This is a genomic window from Prevotella histicola, assembly GCF_055385135.1.
Genome location: NZ_AP043793.1, coordinates 659829 through 675552, shown reverse-complemented (window position 1 = coordinate 675552; position 15724 = coordinate 659829). Strand labels below are relative to the sequence as shown.

Genomic DNA, 15724 nt, shown 5'->3' with positions numbered 1-15724 from the left:
ACTCTGTGAAAAAGCTTGGGTATAGAAACATAACAATCGTCTCGCTAACTCTCTTCTGTAGGCCTAATATCTTCGATCTGTAATTGAATGGCACCACGTTTAAAGACGTTATCTTCAATAGTATAAGCAATATCGAATGAGCGTTTTGACTTAATGTATCGGGCAGAGGCACTCTGTCCGAAAGCAATACCATTCATTACATTGTTAGATTTCGAATCTACTAATTCTAACTTGATATGTTCTTGCTCTCGTCCAACGACTTTACTTGTACCAAAATCATAGACATCTAATGTACAGAAAATAGGCTTCGGGTTACCGGGACCAAATGGTGCAAAGCGTTTCAAGTCACTATGTAGCTTCTTGGTAATGTCCTTAAAGTCGACTACTGCATCAATATCAAGGATTGCTTCACGCTGCTCTGGCTGAATATGTTCCTCAACATAAGCCTGGAAACGCTTACGGAACTCTTTAACATCAGCCCACTTCATGGTGAGCCCGGCTGCATATGTATGTCCTCCAAAGTTGAGAAGTAAGTCGCGGCAACTCTTAATTGCTGAATAGACATCAAAGCCCGCAACACTTCTAGCAGACCCTGTAGCTAAGTTATCATCCCGTGTTAAAACGACAGTTGGTCGGAAGTAAATCTCAGTTAAGCGTGAAGCAACAATACCGATGACACCTTTCTTCCAGTGTTCATCGTAGAGAACAATACTTGAATGGTGCTTCTGGCTTTCTAATCGAGCTACAATCTGGTTTGCTTCCTCGGTCATCTGGCGGTCTACATCCTTTCGTTGCTCATTGTATTCATCTATATGTTTAGCTTCTTTTAGGGCTATAGCATATTCCCTTTCGACCAAAAGATCAACGCTCTTTTTGCCATTTTCCATTCTACCACTTGCATTAATGCGTGGTCCAATCTTGAAGATTATATCACTCATGGATAGCTCGCGACCGTTCAGACCGCATATATCGATGATTGCTTTTAAGCCTAAGTTGGGATTTTGGTTAAGTTGTTTTAATCCATGGAAAGCCAAAATGCGGTTTTCATCAGTAACAGGGACAAGGTCAGCTGCTATGCTGACAGCGCAGAAATCAAGCAGAGGAACGAGTCGTGAGAATGGTATGTTGTTGTTTTTAGCAAATGCTTGCATAAACTTGAAGCCCACTCCGCAGCCGCAAAGTTCTTTGAATGGATAGCTGTCATCAGGCCGTTTAGGGTTGAGAATAGCTACTGCAGGTGGCATGACTTCGTCAGGAACATGGTGATCACAGATAATAAAATCGATACCTTGTTCCTTTGCATATGTTATTTCTTCGATTGCCTTGATACCGCAATCAAGTATAATAATGAGCTTTACACCAGTCTCTTTTGCAAAATCTATCCCTTTTTTGCTTACTCCATACCCTTCATCATAACGATCAGGGATATAATAATCAATGTTTGAATAGAACTGTCGTAAGAATTTATATACCAAAGCTACAGCCGTACAACCATCTACGTCATAATCTCCGTAGACAAGAATACGCTCTTTATGCCCCATTGCATCATTCAGACGGTCGACAGCCGCATCCATATCCTTCATCAAAAACGGGTTGATAAGGTCTGCTAATTGCGGACGAAAGAATCGTTTTGCCGCACTTTCTGTTGTTATCCCACGTCGGATAAGCAGGGATGCTAGGATGGGATTGATACCCAATTTCTCGCCTAAGTCTTTAGCTGCATTCTCCTGTTCTGCTGCAGGTGGTGTGTAATTCCATTTAAAATGCATCTTAAATTATTTTTATTTCTGAGCGTAAAGGTACAAAAAAAAAGCCAATTCCCCATTGTGAATTGGTGAATAGTTTGTCTTTACCTTTATTCAAGATGGAAGATGACTTGTATTCAAGACGGAAGATTACTTGCAATGAAAGGCTATTTCTGAAGACTTATGCCTAATTAAAATAACAATCCCACTCCTATGATTGGAGTGGGATTGGATACTTTTCTTATTAATGTTTATTGGAATAAAGTTGTATCAAGGTGAGTCTTTGCACGATTCTGATACCAATTCCAATACATGAGACTATTTATAAGCCCATTTTCTTTCTGATATCTTTAGGAATAGCGTTCTTGTTTACCATGTAATCCATGGTGTTAGCGGCAATAAAGTTTTTGGTCATGTACCAAATACCCTTGTATTCACCAGTCTCACCCCATGAGTTCTTTACCATGTAATATTCCTTACCATTCTGGTCCTTTGCTATACCAAAGATAAGCATTCCGTGGTCATCAGTAAGCTCCCAGTTGTCAAAACGCTCTTGACGTTGCTGTTGTGTAGGAACAACTTCAGGTACATTTACACCGAGTGAGTCGATAAGATTCTTCTTCTTTGCAGCAGAGAGACCCAGCCAGCGAGCCATGTCACTACCTTTCATGCTCTCAACTTTCTTACCATCTACCATGTAAGCCAATCCATTGCGAGTGAAACCTGGTTCACTAACATCACCTCCCCAAGCTACAGTGTAGCCATTCATGACAGCATTATCAATGATTCTCATCATCTCGTCCATTGGAAGGTTGTAAGAAAGAGGGTTACGCCAGTTGTCTTGTACCTCTACTGCGAATTGAGAATAGAATGGATGATGTGTGTAAGAAGTGATAGTTACATAGTCACTCCAGTTCAAACCAAGACTCGCAGCGAAGCTCTTTGGGGTATATTTCTTACCTTCGTAAGTGAAGCTCTCTGGGCATTTACCGAGATAAGCATCAATGATTCCCTGGAGTCCTACCTTCCATTGACCAGATATTTTGTTAGCTTTGTTCTTGGCAATAGCACTTACATAAGGTTCCATCAATGAGAAAAATTCATTGAAATTATTCAGAGAATCGCCATAAAGTGAGCCTGGGAAAGGCATAGCACTCTCTGGACAGATACCGTAATGTTCAAGTGTATAGAGGACATCGTAGGCTGATCCACCTTGTGCAAACTGACAATCGCCATGCAAACGGACAACCTGGGTAGCACGATCCATGTAAGTCTTGTTTGCAACAAAGCTTTCACAGAGGTCATAAGTCTTACCAGTTTTCTTCAGAATCTCTGCTTCAAAGTAGCTAAGAGTAGAATAATCCCAGCACGTACCAGAACGATTCTGGTCCTTGATACTCGTGATAGGTATCTGTTTAACGACTGTGAAAACCGGCTTGTTAGATTTAACATTCTCATTTTGGCCTGCTGCATTAATGTTTATCGCTACCAAAGCGAGTAGTGCAGCTACTAAAGTTTTTCTCATAAGTTTTAAAGATTAGGATGCCGATATGGACATTTACATGCCATATCGGCCTTGAAATATTAATAAGTAATTGTTTTTTATTTCCGATTTGCTGCGATGAACTCCTCAACATCCTTAGGATGATATGGGATACGGTCCTTACGGTCCTTACCAATGAAGCGGCAACCATCTTTTGTGATAAGAATGTCATCCTCTAAGCGGATACCTCCAAAGTCTTTGTACTCATCCAGCTTATCAAAGTTAAGGAACTCTGCGCAATGTTTCTTTGCTCTCCACTCATCAATCAATGCTGGAATAAAGTAGATTCCAGGTTCATCTGTAACAACAAATCCTTCTTCTAAGCGTCTTCCCATTCGCAAGCAGTTAGTTCCGAATTGCTCAAGGTTAGGACGTGTCTCCTCATCGAAGCCCACATTAATCTGGTCAAAGGATTCCATGTCATGGACGTCCATACCCATCATGTGACCCAATCCGTGAGGTAAGAACATTGCATGTGCACCAGCTGCTACGGCAGCATTTGTGTCACCCTTAGCCAATCCCAGTTCTTTCATGCGATCGAAGAGGATATGGCAGATGGCAAAGTGTACATCAGCATACTTTGTTCCAGGCTTTGCATACTTCAATGCAGCGTCATGACATTCCTCTACCACCTTATATATATCTAACTGTCGTTGGGTGAATTTACCATTAACAGGGAATGTTCGTGTGTTATCTGAGCAATAATGGTTGATGGTTTCAGCACCAGCGTCGCACAGAGCAAGGCGTCCTGATTCCAAAACAGCCATGGATGGATTCCCATGCATTATCTCTCCATGCTGTGAAAAGATTGTTGGGAACGCTACCATAGAGCCATAAGAGTGGGCAATACCATCAACTTGTCCTCCGACGAACTTCTCTGTTACGCCAGGTTTTGCAAGTATCATAGCTGTTGTATGCATCTTGTATCCGATGACAGCTGCACGCTCGAGTTCTTCAATTTCCTCTGGAGTCTTTACCGAACGCATTTTGACAACAGCATGGATAAGGTCCATACTTGCTGATTCTTTCTGCTGATTAGGATGAATACCCAAAAGATCAAATATCTGGATCTTGATGTCTGCACGGTAAGGTGGTAAGAAATGTATCTTTTTATGTTCACGAAGAGCATTGTTACAGATCGTTTTCAGCCCTTTCATGTTTGTAGTATTGGCTACTCCGACAGCTTCAGCCATGTCTTTTACAGAGTCAACACTACCGTACCAAACGATGTCATCAATGTCAATATCATCACCAATGAGCGTTTCTGTGTCGTTGTCAATGTCGATTACACCAACAAGTCCGTCACGCTTTTGTCCGAAGTAATAAAGGAATGATGAATCCTGGCGAAATGGATAATACCCATTTGCCGGGAAGTTAGCAGGCGATTCGTTGTTGCCAAAGATGATTATTAATCCGCTTTTGACAAGTTTCTTAAGCTCTGCACGGCGCTTTACATAGGTTTCTTTGCTAAACATATTTCAAAAAATTAGATGGTTTGATTGCAAAGATAGTTATTTTAAGTTGAAATTCATTAACTTTGCAAGTGTTTTTTACGAGTTTTTTTTATGCAGATTGATAGAGAAACAGGATTGATTTTAGAGGGTGGAGGTATGCGTGGAGTGTTTACTTCTGGGGTCTTGGATGCCTTTATGAAATACGATGTGTATTTCCGATATACTGTTGCTGTATCTGCAGGTGCGTGTAATGGGTTGTCTTATGTCAGTCGACAGCCCCGTCGAGCACGTATTTCCAATATAGACATGTTGGCAAAGTACGACTATATAGGTTTGCGTCATTTGGTTACGCAGGGCTGTATCTTTGATCCTGAGTTGCTTTATCATCGTTTTCCTTACGAACTTGTTCCTTATGATTATGATGAATATTTCCGAAATTGCCGGCGAGGAGAGGTCTTCGAGATGGTTACAACAAACTGTCAGACGGGCTTTGCTGAGTATCTGACAGAGACATCTGGCGATTCCCATCGGTTGAATGAGCTTGCACGAGCTTCTTCAAGTTTGCCTTATGTGAGCAAGATCGTAAATGTTGACGGTAAACCGATGCTGGATGGTGGAATTGTTGATTCCATCCCTGTGATGCATTCTATAGAGATGGGGCATAAGACGAATGTCGTTATTTGTACACGTAACAAAAGATGGCGTGATACAGGACGTGATCATAAGCAGCCGAAGTTTGTCTATCGCAATTATCCCCGTCTACGTGTAGCCTTGAGTCATCGCATAGAAGTTTATAATCGTCAGCTTGATTTGATAGATGAGTTGGAAGAACAAGGAAAGATTCTCGTTGTTCGTCCAATGAATCCTGTTGTTGTTGGGCGGATGGAAAAGGATGTTAATAAGCTTGAAGCACTGTATGAGGAAGGCTTCCAGTTGGGTGAACAGTTTGTTAAGGAGCATGTCCTATTAGCGGATAAGTAATGTTTTTGATGAGAGTTATATAGTCCTTTATGTTTTAGAAATAATCTTACATTATTTCAAAGTTGCATTAGCTATTAATGATAGGAAATCAACTTGTTACAGATTTGTAACTATTAGGAAATCAATCGTTTACAAACTCCGAAATAAAAGACGCCCTTTTGCAATGCAAAAGGGCGTCTTTTACGTTGTAAAAGGGCATCTTTTGCAATGCAAAAGAGCACCTTTTAAGATGCAAAAGGATACCTTTTAGAATCCTGATGTGAATTTATCTTACATCAGTCTCTCATCTTGAGTCTTTCCTTTTGTGGTTGTTCGGGTTTATTCTTCTGCTACATTCTCTGCTACATACTTAGGAGAATCACCATACTTGTTAGCTTCTGGCTTACTGTCTAAGAGCGTTAATGCGAAAAGAACGAGGCCTAAGATAGAGGCTACGAGGTAGAAAATAAGTCCAAGAACACCTGAGGTGCCAGTCAAACCATCCGAAATAACCTTAATGATTTCCGTAGCATTATTCTCTGCTACAGCCTGCATATAGGCGTGAAAGTCAATGGCTGTGGCAAAAAAGATAAGAGATACAAAACCAAGGCAGAACTGACAGCCCCACCACCAGCCACTTCTGCCAGTGTCATGTAGGCGACGGAACAGCATGGATGTTGCAGCAATGTAGAGGAATAGTACGGCAATCTGCCCAATGAAAGGAATGAGAGAGAGTACAATAGCACAAATAGTAAGTACCAATACACCCCACCAGTACTCTGAACGACGTATGCGTCCTTTGAACTGGAACATCTTCTTGAATACGTTTTGTGCAGCTTCAGCGAAGCTTACCTGTGGCAATTCTTTTAACTGTGACATAATAATAGTGTATAAAAAGTTAATAAAAAAATAACGTTTTCTTATTCTTTCAATAAGTCTGGGCGTAGTCTTTTAGTGCGTTCCATAGCTTGGTCAAATTCCCATTGCTTGATTTTAGCTTCGTTTCCACTAAGTAGTATCTCTGGAACATCCCATCCTTTGTAGCTACGTGGTCGGGTGTAGATAGGAGCTGATAGCATATCATCCATAAAACAGTCGGAGAGCGCACTCTGATCATCGCTTATAACGCCAGGAACCAGGCGTACTACAGCATCAGCAATGATAGCCGCAGGAAGTTCTCCACCCGTTAAAACGAAATCTCCTACAGATATTTCACGTGTAATGAGATGATCCCGTACACGTTGGTCAATCCCTTTATAATGTCCTGCAAGTATAATAAGGTTTCCACCTAATGACAAATCATTAGCTATTTTCTGGTTGAATTGCTCACCATCAGGTGAGGTGAAGATGACTTCATCATACTCTCGCTCCTCCTTAAGGGCTGTGATGCAACGATCTATAGGTTCTATTTGCATCACCATACCAGCCTGTCCGCCGAAAGGATAGTCGTCAACGCGACGCCATTTGTCCTGTGTATAATCACGAAGATTATGCAGACGAATCTCTGCAAGTCCTTTTTTCTCTGCTCTGGCAAGGATACTTTCGTGTACAAACCCTTCCAGCATTTCTGGCAAAACGGTAATGATGTCTATTCTCATATTGGCACAAAGTTAAGGTTTTTTTTTATATTAGATAGATTGCTTAGTATTTTTTTGTAACTTTGCGATCGATTCTAATATAAAACAAAAAGCAACATGAGAAGATTTTCTACCCTTGCTATCCTGTTGGTAGCAGCCTTTGTAGGTGTTAAAGCACAAAATGTTCAGCTTCATTATGATTTGGGGCACAATCTTTACAATGACCTTTCTTCACGTACGACAGTTACGTCGACTGTTGAGATGTTTAAACCTGACACCTGGGGTTCTACCTTTATGTTCACTGATATTGACTATAAGAGTGATGGTGCTATCGGTGCTTACTGGGAAATTTCACGTGAATTCAATCTTACGAAGAACAAACGTTGGGCTGCCCATGTAGAGTATAACGGTGGAGTTGGCTCTGGTAAGACACAGAACAACTATTACGGGAATCGTTATCAGCATGCAGTTCTCCTTGGTGGAGCATGGAACTGGGCATCAAAAGATTTCTCTAAGACATTCAGTGTACAGTTGATGTATAAGTATTACTTCAAGAATAGTCATACTGGTGCTCGTCCGTTCAGTGGTTTCCAGTTGACAGAAGTATGGGGAACGACCTTTGCTCATGGCCTTTGTACCTTTGATGGATTCTGTGATCTTTGGTATGATCCCAATGTAAACGGGAAGTTGATACTTCTTTCTGAGCCACAGTTCTGGGTAAATCTTAATACATTGAAGGGTATGAAGAATGTAAATCTCTCTTTAGGTTCAGAGGTTGAGATTAGTAATAACTTTGTTTGGAACGATCGTGGAGAGCATAACCGTTTCTATGCTATTCCTACAATAGCAGCTAAATGGACGTTCTAAGTTGTGTGGAAAGAAAGTGAATAACAGAAAGTATCTACCATAGTATATAATAATAGGTGGAATCCTAAAATATGAAAAGTCTCAGTAAATGCATCACCTTTGCATGTACTGAGACTTTTATCAATATGGGAAAGACCTGTTTTAGGCATGTTTCCCTTATTTCATCCTGATGTTTCTTAAATAGTTTTGTAGTTGTTGGGTGAATTCGTAGTTCTTAAGTCCCCAGTGTGGAGCGATGAGCAGCTCTGCAGGACTTTGACTAACGAATCGTTCAAGAACAAGGTCTGATCGCAGTAGGGATATATATTGCGCTATGAGCTGGATGTATTCATCCACTGTATAGAGGTGGAAGGGCTCTTCAGCATACATCTTTGCAAGACGTGTTCCACGGATAATCTGTAGTTGATGAATCTTTAATGTAGTCAGTGGGAGCGAAGAAATGATAGGGGCTTGGCGCAAACTCTCTTCTGCATCTTCTCCAGGAAGTCCGAGAATGATGTGTGCTCCGACACGAATACCTCGGCGTGCCGTCTCTTCTATAGCGTGGCGTGAACACGCAAAATCGTGGCCTCGATTGATAAGCTGCAGTGTTTTGTCATTGCAGGTCTCTACACCATATTCTATAATAAGGAAGGTTCGGTGGCTAAGGTCTTCGAAATAGGTGAGTAGTTCATCATTGATGCAATCTGGTCTTGTCCCAATTACTAAGCCAACAACGTCCTCCATGGCAAGTGCTTCTTCATAAAGAGCTTTTAGATGTTCATTGGAACCGTATGTACTTGTGTATGCTTGGAAGTAAGCAAGATACTTCATTTCTGGATATTTCTTTGAAAAGAAACGCTTGCCATCAATGAGTTGTTCGGTAACAGTCTTGCCATTATCGCAGTAAGCTGGGTTGAAGGTCTGATTGTTACAATAGATACAACCACCATATCCTACACGTCCATCGCGGTTAGGACATGTGAAACCAGCATTAACAGATATTTTCTGTACTCTGAAAGGAAACTGTGAGCGAAGCCAACTGCCGAAATCAAGATAATAATTTTCCATTCATTTGCAAATGTACGGATTATTTTATATTTTTGCGAGGTTAAAACTTAAATTTTATGAGACGTATATTACTTATGTGTGCTACTGTTTTTACGGCACTTCAGTTGATGGCTGGGGAACCTCTTTCCTTGAAAGACATTACGAATGGGACGTTTTCTGCTAAGAGAATATCAGGAATGAATCCGTTAGAGGGCACTTCTGACTATGCTCAGATATCATCTGACGGACGGCAGGTGGTGAAGTTCTCGTTTAAAACGGGTAAACCAACAGGTGTTATTTTCTCTCTTTCTGAAGTTAAAGGGGAGAAGATTGAGTCGTTTGATGATTATCTAATATCGGATGATGGGAGCAGACTATTGTTGCAAACGAAGACAAAGCCTATCTATCGTCGTTCGTTTACTGCAAACTTCTATCTCTATGACGTGAAGACAAAGGTACTGAGCAGACTATCTAAGGATGGTGCAGAGCAGATTCCAACGTTCTCCCCTGATGGTAAATGGATAGCCTATGTTCATAAGAATAATATCTATATTACCAATGGTTCTGATGTGAAGCAGGTTACAACTGATGGTGAGTTTAATAAGATTATCAATGGCCTTCCTGACTGGGTGAACGAAGAGGAGTTTGGATTTAGCAATGCTTTGGCATGGAGTGCAGACAGTAAGACATTGAGTTGGATAAGATATGATGAGAGCAAAGTACGGACTTATACTTTGCAACTCTTCAAGGGTTCTTTCCCAACGCTTAATCAGTACAATACATATCCTGGTGAATACAGTTATAAGTATCCAAAGGCTGGAGAGGAGAACTCTACAGTGACTGCCTGGTCATATAATCTCAGTAATGGTGCTGTACGTAAGTATGATTTGCCTTTGGCTGCTGATGGATATATCCCACGCATCAAAACAACTTATGATGCGAATCGTATTATTCTTTATACTATGAACCGTCATCAGGACGAGTTGAACCTTTACGCAGCCAATCCTCAGACGGGTGCTTGCTCTCTGTTGATTAAGGAGCAGGTTCCAAAGTATGTCAAGGAGGAGGCTATGGAGGGAATCAGTATCATGAAGGATTATATTCTTTTGCCTTCAGACCGTGATGGCTTCATGCATCTGTATCTATATGATAAGGACGGAAAGCTACTCCGGCAGGTTGATAAGGGCAATTATGATGTCACGGCAGTATATGGCTATGATGAGAAGACGGGGAATACTTATTTCCAGGCAGCTGCTCTTCAGCCAATGCAACGAGAGATTTATGTGGTTGATAAGGCTGGGAAGCGAACTGTTTTGTCGGAAGGAAGGGGATGGAATTCGGCTTCTTTCTCTGGCGATTATAAGTTCTTCCTGAATACATGGAGCGATCATGATCATCCTTATGTCTATGCTATCTATGATAATCAGGGCAAAAAGATACGTGAGGTGTTGAATAATACGGAGTTGATAGCCAAGATAGCGAAGTATGGTAAGGTAAGCAAAGAGTTCTTTGCGTTTACCACTTCTGAGGGAGTTAAGCTCAATGGATGGATGATTAAGCCAGCGGATTTTGATAAAACGAAGAAGTATCCAGTCATAATGCATCAGTACAGTGGCCCTGGAAGCCAGCAGGTTGTTGATAGTTGGAGTATGGGTTCGATGGGTAATGGAGGTTTATATGATCAGTATCTGACCCAGAAAGGCTACATTGTCGTTACTGTTGACGGTCGGGGAACAGGTGCGCGAGGAGCTGATTTTGAGAAGTGTACCTATTTGAAGCTTGGTGATTTGGAATCGAAAGATCAGGTTGAAACGGCTCAATGGCTTGCCAAACAGTCATATGTTGATGGTTCAAGGATCGGAATATGGGGCTGGAGTTTCGGCGGATTCAATACGTTGATGAGTATGAGTGAGGGTCGGGAAGTCTTCAAAGCAGGTGTGGCTATTGCGCCTCCAACCGACTGGCGTTTTTATGACTCCGTATATACAGAGCGTTATATGCGTACGCCGCAGGAGAATACTGCTGGTTATTCCATCAATCCTATTAATAGATCGGGGAAGTTGCATGGGAAACTTTTGATCTGTCATGGTATGGCTGACGATAATGTTCATCCGCAGAACACCTTTGAATATTCTGAGGCTTTGGTGCAGGCAGATAAGGATTTTAAGGAGAATCTCTATACGAATCGTAACCATGGTATCTATGGTGGCAACACCCGTAACCATCTTCTCCGTCAGGTTGCAGAGTGGTTTGAGGAGAATCTATAGGCGTCTTAGGCTGTAAAAGGTTAGAAAGTAGTATAGGTCAAGGGTATGAGAACTTTGTAGCTCTGCCTATTTTAATTGAGAAAGAGGATATGCTGATGCGGGCATATCCTCTTTTTTGTATCAGAAGTAAGCGTCTTTTATAGTGAAATATGTTTTACATTTGATTTTCTTGTTATAGCTTTTTATGGTAAGTCTATCACCCTTAGAATCATAATGAATACCCGTTTTTTAGGTAATGTATCTCCGTTTTAGGCAAAAAGTATATACTTTTTGAGTGAAAAGTATATACCTTTTGGATGAAAAGTATATAGTTTTTGGGTAAAAAGTATGGTCTTTTGGGGTGAAAAGTATATACTTTTAGACTGAGAAGCATATTCTTTCTTCTTTTATAAAGGCTTATTTCTTTGTAACTTTCATATTATCAGATAGTTAAATGGATAAGGAATAAAGTCAGGTATAATTCTGTTATTTGCGTAGGAATATGTCCCTCATGGATAAAAACGTCAGAATGGGTGTGGAAATTAACAATATTCCATTACAAAAACAATAAGTTTCTGTGCATGAAAATCAGTAGAAAAAGAAAGAGGGCGTGCTCATTATTTGCACGTCCTCTTATTCTAATTGTGTATATTCGCTGATTAGAGACGAGTTGCTCTCTTGTTTCTTTCGTTGTTTTTACCTCTCATTCTGATGCTGATACCCGCCCTTCTAGCAAGTAGATAGGGCAGTGAGAAGATGCTTTTAGCCAAAGAGACGTTTGAAGAAACCTTTCTTCTTTGGTTGCTCTTGGGCTGAATTGTCTGCCTTAATCGTTGCAGAATCACACTTTTTCGGCTCCGTTTCAATTGTTGAGACTGTCTCTATTGAGCCTTCTGGAATATCATTTCCCTCAATGATACCCGCTTTCCCCCATTGTGCAGCCAGTGCTTCGGCATCTTTCTTAGCGGTTTCTTTATCAACTTCATATTGTGAACAGAGGATATTTACTAAGTCATCAATGCTGAATGATTCCATCTTTTGCACCTCTTCCCATAGGAAAGCAGAGCTTTCATTCATTGAGATTATATTGCTGAAGTCGATGTTCTCATCACCTTCTGCAACGATAATGTGTTCTCCGCATACCTCACGGAGGTTGAAACCTTTCTTTACTTTCATTTTATTGGTGGTTTTGTAGTTGTATGATGATATGAATTTTACGGTTCTTATTGCCTGATTCTTGTTAAGACGAAGGTTATATCGTCCCGAAAAGTGGGATCCACAGACGGCGATAGATACCTAAGATATATCTTCTTAAAGGGAAAAGACGTGTCCAGATATAGCTGTAAAGTCTCCACTTCCATCCGTCAGTCCGGTCTAAACGCTTCCTGTTTTTCCGATAGAACCCTATTACAGCCCCCAGAACATTCTTACGTTTGCAATGTTCTACGCCTATGTTGCCATCACCACGCAGAGTAATATCCTCCCCGTCAATCTTTATTATCCGGTGTAAGACGAAGTGAAGTGGGGCAATTTCACAGAGAACCGGGTCGCCAACATTAATCGTTGATGGCTTTATGAGTAGTGCCTTGTCACGATTATCCTCTAAGAAAGGGCGCATAGAGAAGCCGCGAAGTCGCAGTGTTACGGTATGTCCCTCATTAAGTAGTGTGACAACCTCAGGGAGTAAGTCTGCATTTGCAAACTGAACCTCGGTAGTATTGAGACAATCTTTCTGCATCTACGTTTATTTTATAGCGATAGCCTTGTAGCAAACTTCAGCTGCTTCCTTGTTAGGAAGGCAGTGCAAAGTATACACTTTCCCCATTTCAACTATCTTGGTTATCGTGTCGCAGATAGCATTATAAATGGCTGAATCCCACTTCATGCTTGAACAAGAAGGGAGAAGAGAAGCAAATGCAGCGATGGGAGCTGGCTTATCAACAGAGTTTTGGCTTGCCCGGTCAATACGGGTGATGGCTCCTAATCGTGCTTTAATATTACGATAACAAGGTGTTTTGCCGCTCCAAGGACTGCCATATATCCATGCTTCGCCATCAATAATCCTAACGATAGGATTGTCATCGTTCATAAGATCGCTGCCAGGGATATGTCTTAGCCACATGCTTACTTGTGTTGACTTACCTGTTCCGCTCTTTGCAATGAAAGCATAACCATAATCATTGTTTCTCACCAAGGAGGCATGGATCAGCAAAAGGTGCTGATGTGCTCCTGCAAAGGCAAAGATAAGCATCAGAGCATTATTGAGTCCGAAGGTCCGCATGTTATGATTCCCCCTGAGAGCACATTGACAATCCGAGAAATCTTTGTTACTTTCAAGCAGACTACATTCGTTGCCTTCAATGTCTTTGATAATGTATTGGTAGCTACCGTCATCTATTCGGTCAACAACCGTGTCACCATTTCCCGTGTCAAAAGCCCTAATACGTTGTCTTCTCTCCTTTGGGATTGGTGTAAGACTGTCATCAACAGTAAGGCGGAAGAAAGGCTTTTCAGCTATCTTGTTAACTCTAAACGGTTCAAAAGAGCGTAGCAGATGCATTCCGTTGACAGTCGTGTCGCGGAAAATAATCTGTACATCAAGTTCTGCTATTTGAAAGTTATGTATCTCCATCCTTGTTGTTGGTTGGCTTTTATCCTGTGCTTTAGTTTTCTTAGCTTATTGTCTTTAGCCCTTATTTCTTCTCTGTACTCTGCGATTGTTCATTATCTGCAGTTTCTTCAGCTGGAATGACAGTCTTATAAACGAATTGTCCAGAAGTAATATCCTTAATGAAGTACTTGTTTTTCGACTTCATATACCTGTTCTTCAAACTCTGATATTTCTTCATTGCACTCTTCTCGTTCTCTGCGAAGAGGGTAATACAAGTAGGGTGAGCCTCTATACTATTAGCCTGAAGATAGTCTCGAAGCTGATAAGAATAATCCTCTCTATTTGCCAGAAAGTGTGTCCTGTTGTTTACAAGATAGACGTTTACTTGCTGAATATCTGTCAGATAAACTGTGGAGTCATTGAATGAAGCTGCAAAGCCAAACATATAGACTTTGGCTGATTTGTATCCTTTTGCATAAATACTACTAACACATCCCAGCATAAGTACTGCGATGATGAATAGATGGCGAAGTTTCATCTTTCTTATTTGGTTTATGTATGTGTTATAATTATTGTCCTGTTCAAGCGTTTTTACCTCTATTGTCCTAAGTAAGCTTTCAGAACTCTACTGTTTGTTTGCTGTCTGAGCTTGCGTATAGCCTTCTCCTTAATCTGTCTTACACGTTCGCGAGTGAGCCCATATTTATCACCAATCTCTTCAAGAGTCATCTCCCGCTGGTTGATTCCGAAGTAAGCTTCAATCACTTTGTGCTCTCTTTCATCAAGAACCTGCAGCACTCTGCTGATTTCGTCACGTAGACTTTCTTCAACAAGTGACTTATCTGTAGACGGGGCATCGTAGTTAGGAATAATATCTAAAAGACTACTTTCCTCATCTCCTATGAAAGGAGCATCCATAGATATGTGACGGGTATTTACCTTTATAGCATCTGCGATCTTGTCTTCGGGTAAATCAACACTTTGTGCAATCTCGCCAATACTTGGATGGCGTTCGTTTTCTTGTTCAAACTTGTTGGAAGCCTTGTTTATTTTATTAACAGAGCTTACTTGATTCAGTGGTAATCTGATGATGCGACTTTGATCCGCAATGGCCTGAAGGATGCTTTGTCTGATCCACCACACTGCATAAGAAATGAACTTAAAGCCACGAGTTTCATCAAACTTCTCAGCTGCTTTTATCAATCCCAAGTTACCTTCGTTGATGAGATCGGGCAGAGAGAGACCCTGATTTTGGTATTGTTTGGCTACAGAGACAACAAATCGAAGATTGGCTTTCGTGAGTTTCTCTAATGCTTTGTGATCACCTTTCTTGATTCTTTGAGCAAGCTCAATCTCTTCTTCTATGGTAATCATTTCCTCGTGACCTATCTCTTGGAGATACTTATCAAGAGATGCACTCTCTCGATTTGTGATCGATTTTGTGATTTTCAGTTGTCTCATTTGCGTGGCATTAATAAAGTGTAGGCAAAGATATACAAAATCAATGAGTTGAGCAAATAAAAACTGAGAAAATAAGGTGTGCTTTAAAAATCCTATTTACATCCTATCTTTCTGTGAAAGGTTAGCTTTTGTATATGTGTTTGGCATCAGCACGAATGGAGTTGACGTCCAGCACTAATGGAGTTGATGCTAAGCACTAATGGAGTTGATGCCCAGCACAAAGACAAAATG

General features: G+C 41.0%; 14 protein-coding genes. 3 read left to right on the top strand and 11 right to left on the bottom strand.

Going from position 1 to position 15724, the window contains the following annotated elements; translation table 11 throughout:
* Nucleotides 1-44 precede the first annotated feature (44 nt).
* The 3 genes from recJ to ACZ48L_RS02860 form a co-directional block, all read right to left on the bottom strand.
* Nucleotides 45-1769 (bottom strand): single-stranded-DNA-specific exonuclease RecJ, encoded by a 1725-nt coding sequence (gene recJ / locus ACZ48L_RS02870; protein WP_008822678.1) that lies wholly within the window; start codon nt 1767-1769, stop codon nt 45-47.
* A gap of 298 nt (nt 1770-2067) precedes the next feature.
* Nucleotides 2068-3270: a C1 family peptidase gene (locus tag ACZ48L_RS02865; protein ID WP_025790992.1), complete on the bottom strand. Its 1203-nt coding sequence runs from the start codon at nt 3268-3270 to the stop codon at nt 2068-2070.
* Between the two features lie 77 nt (nt 3271-3347).
* Entirely contained in the window at nt 3348-4763 is a 1416-nt protein-coding gene (locus ACZ48L_RS02860) for an aminopeptidase P family protein (protein WP_025790993.1), read from the bottom strand.
* A gap of 90 nt (nt 4764-4853) precedes the next feature.
* Between ACZ48L_RS02860 and ACZ48L_RS02855 the strand changes: the two genes are divergently transcribed.
* Complete coding sequence (locus ACZ48L_RS02855) at nt 4854-5723, top strand: patatin-like phospholipase family protein (protein ID WP_025790995.1); 870 nt, start codon at nt 4854-4856, stop codon at nt 5721-5723.
* A 318-nt stretch (nt 5724-6041) separates the two neighbouring features.
* Here the strand turns inward: ACZ48L_RS02855 and ACZ48L_RS02850 are convergent, their stop codons facing one another.
* Together ACZ48L_RS02850 and trmD are read right to left on the bottom strand one after the other, a co-directional pair.
* Nucleotides 6042-6581 carry a DUF805 domain-containing protein gene (locus ACZ48L_RS02850; protein WP_025790996.1) on the bottom strand — a complete coding sequence of 180 codons (540 nt, stop codon included), beginning with the start codon at nt 6579-6581 and terminating at the stop codon, nt 6042-6044.
* A gap of 41 nt (nt 6582-6622) precedes the next feature.
* A complete protein-coding gene (gene trmD, locus ACZ48L_RS02845; RefSeq protein ID WP_025790997.1) occupies nt 6623-7300 on the bottom strand; it encodes a tRNA (guanosine(37)-N1)-methyltransferase TrmD in 678 nt (225 codons plus the stop codon).
* A 96-nt stretch (nt 7301-7396) separates the two neighbouring features.
* Here trmD and ACZ48L_RS02840 point away from each other — a divergent pair, with 96 nt between their 5' ends.
* Nucleotides 7397-8146, top strand: a complete 750-nt coding sequence (locus ACZ48L_RS02840; protein WP_025790999.1) for a nucleoside-specific channel-forming Tsx family protein — start codon at nt 7397-7399, stop codon at nt 8144-8146.
* A gap of 156 nt (nt 8147-8302) precedes the next feature.
* Here the strand turns inward: ACZ48L_RS02840 and mnmL are convergent, their stop codons facing one another.
* Entirely contained in the window at nt 8303-9196 is an 894-nt protein-coding gene (gene mnmL / locus ACZ48L_RS02835; RefSeq protein WP_025791000.1) for a tRNA modification radical SAM protein MnmL/YtqA, read from the bottom strand.
* 56 nt (nt 9197-9252) lie between these two features.
* Here mnmL and ACZ48L_RS02830 point away from each other — a divergent pair, with 56 nt between their 5' ends.
* Complete coding sequence (locus ACZ48L_RS02830) at nt 9253-11442, top strand: S9 family peptidase (protein WP_025791002.1); 2190 nt, start codon at nt 9253-9255, stop codon at nt 11440-11442.
* 741 nt (nt 11443-12183) lie between these two features.
* Here ACZ48L_RS02830 and ACZ48L_RS02825 read toward each other — a convergent pair.
* From ACZ48L_RS02825 to ACZ48L_RS02805, 5 genes are all read right to left on the bottom strand, one after another.
* Nucleotides 12184-12597 (bottom strand): PqqD family protein, encoded by a 414-nt coding sequence (locus ACZ48L_RS02825; protein WP_025791004.1) that lies wholly within the window; start codon nt 12595-12597, stop codon nt 12184-12186.
* Between the two features lie 76 nt (nt 12598-12673).
* Nucleotides 12674-13159 carry a peptidase S41 gene (locus ACZ48L_RS02820; RefSeq protein ID WP_025791006.1) on the bottom strand — a complete coding sequence of 162 codons (486 nt, stop codon included), beginning with the start codon at nt 13157-13159 and terminating at the stop codon, nt 12674-12676.
* 6 nt (nt 13160-13165) lie between these two features.
* Nucleotides 13166-14053, bottom strand: a complete 888-nt coding sequence (locus tag ACZ48L_RS02815; RefSeq protein ID WP_025791007.1) for a hypothetical protein — start codon at nt 14051-14053, stop codon at nt 13166-13168.
* A gap of 61 nt (nt 14054-14114) precedes the next feature.
* Nucleotides 14115-14570, bottom strand: a complete 456-nt coding sequence (locus tag ACZ48L_RS02810; RefSeq protein ID WP_025791009.1) for a hypothetical protein — start codon at nt 14568-14570, stop codon at nt 14115-14117.
* Nucleotides 14571-14629: 59 nt separating this feature from the next.
* Entirely contained in the window at nt 14630-15493 is an 864-nt protein-coding gene (locus ACZ48L_RS02805) for a sigma-70 family RNA polymerase sigma factor (RefSeq protein ID WP_008822664.1), read from the bottom strand.
* Nucleotides 15494-15724: the final 231 nt, after the last annotated feature.

Coding starts and splice junctions, on each gene's coding strand:
- recJ (WP_008822678.1), bottom strand. CDS start 1,769: ATGCATTTTAAATGGAATTACACACCACCTGCAGCAGAACAGGAGAAT.
- ACZ48L_RS02865 (WP_025790992.1), bottom strand. CDS start 3,270: ATGAGAAAAACTTTAGTAGCTGCACTACTCGCTTTGGTAGCGATAAAC.
- ACZ48L_RS02860 (WP_025790993.1), bottom strand. CDS start 4,763: ATGTTTAGCAAAGAAACCTATGTAAAGCGCCGTGCAGAGCTTAAGAAA.
- ACZ48L_RS02855 (WP_025790995.1), top strand. CDS start 4,854: ATGCAGATTGATAGAGAAACAGGATTGATTTTAGAGGGTGGAGGTATG.
- ACZ48L_RS02850 (WP_025790996.1), bottom strand. CDS start 6,581: ATGTCACAGTTAAAAGAATTGCCACAGGTAAGCTTCGCTGAAGCTGCA.
- trmD (WP_025790997.1), bottom strand. CDS start 7,300: ATGAGAATAGACATCATTACCGTTTTGCCAGAAATGCTGGAAGGGTTT.
- ACZ48L_RS02840 (WP_025790999.1), top strand. CDS start 7,397: ATGAGAAGATTTTCTACCCTTGCTATCCTGTTGGTAGCAGCCTTTGTA.
- mnmL (WP_025791000.1), bottom strand. CDS start 9,196: ATGGAAAATTATTATCTTGATTTCGGCAGTTGGCTTCGCTCACAGTTT.
- ACZ48L_RS02830 (WP_025791002.1), top strand. CDS start 9,253: ATGAGACGTATATTACTTATGTGTGCTACTGTTTTTACGGCACTTCAG.
- ACZ48L_RS02825 (WP_025791004.1), bottom strand. CDS start 12,597: ATGAAAGTAAAGAAAGGTTTCAACCTCCGTGAGGTATGCGGAGAACAC.
- ACZ48L_RS02820 (WP_025791006.1), bottom strand. CDS start 13,159: ATGCAGAAAGATTGTCTCAATACTACCGAGGTTCAGTTTGCAAATGCA.
- ACZ48L_RS02815 (WP_025791007.1), bottom strand. CDS start 14,053: ATGGAGATACATAACTTTCAAATAGCAGAACTTGATGTACAGATTATT.
- ACZ48L_RS02810 (WP_025791009.1), bottom strand. CDS start 14,570: ATGAAACTTCGCCATCTATTCATCATCGCAGTACTTATGCTGGGATGT.
- ACZ48L_RS02805 (WP_008822664.1), bottom strand. CDS start 15,493: ATGAGACAACTGAAAATCACAAAATCGATCACAAATCGAGAGAGTGCA.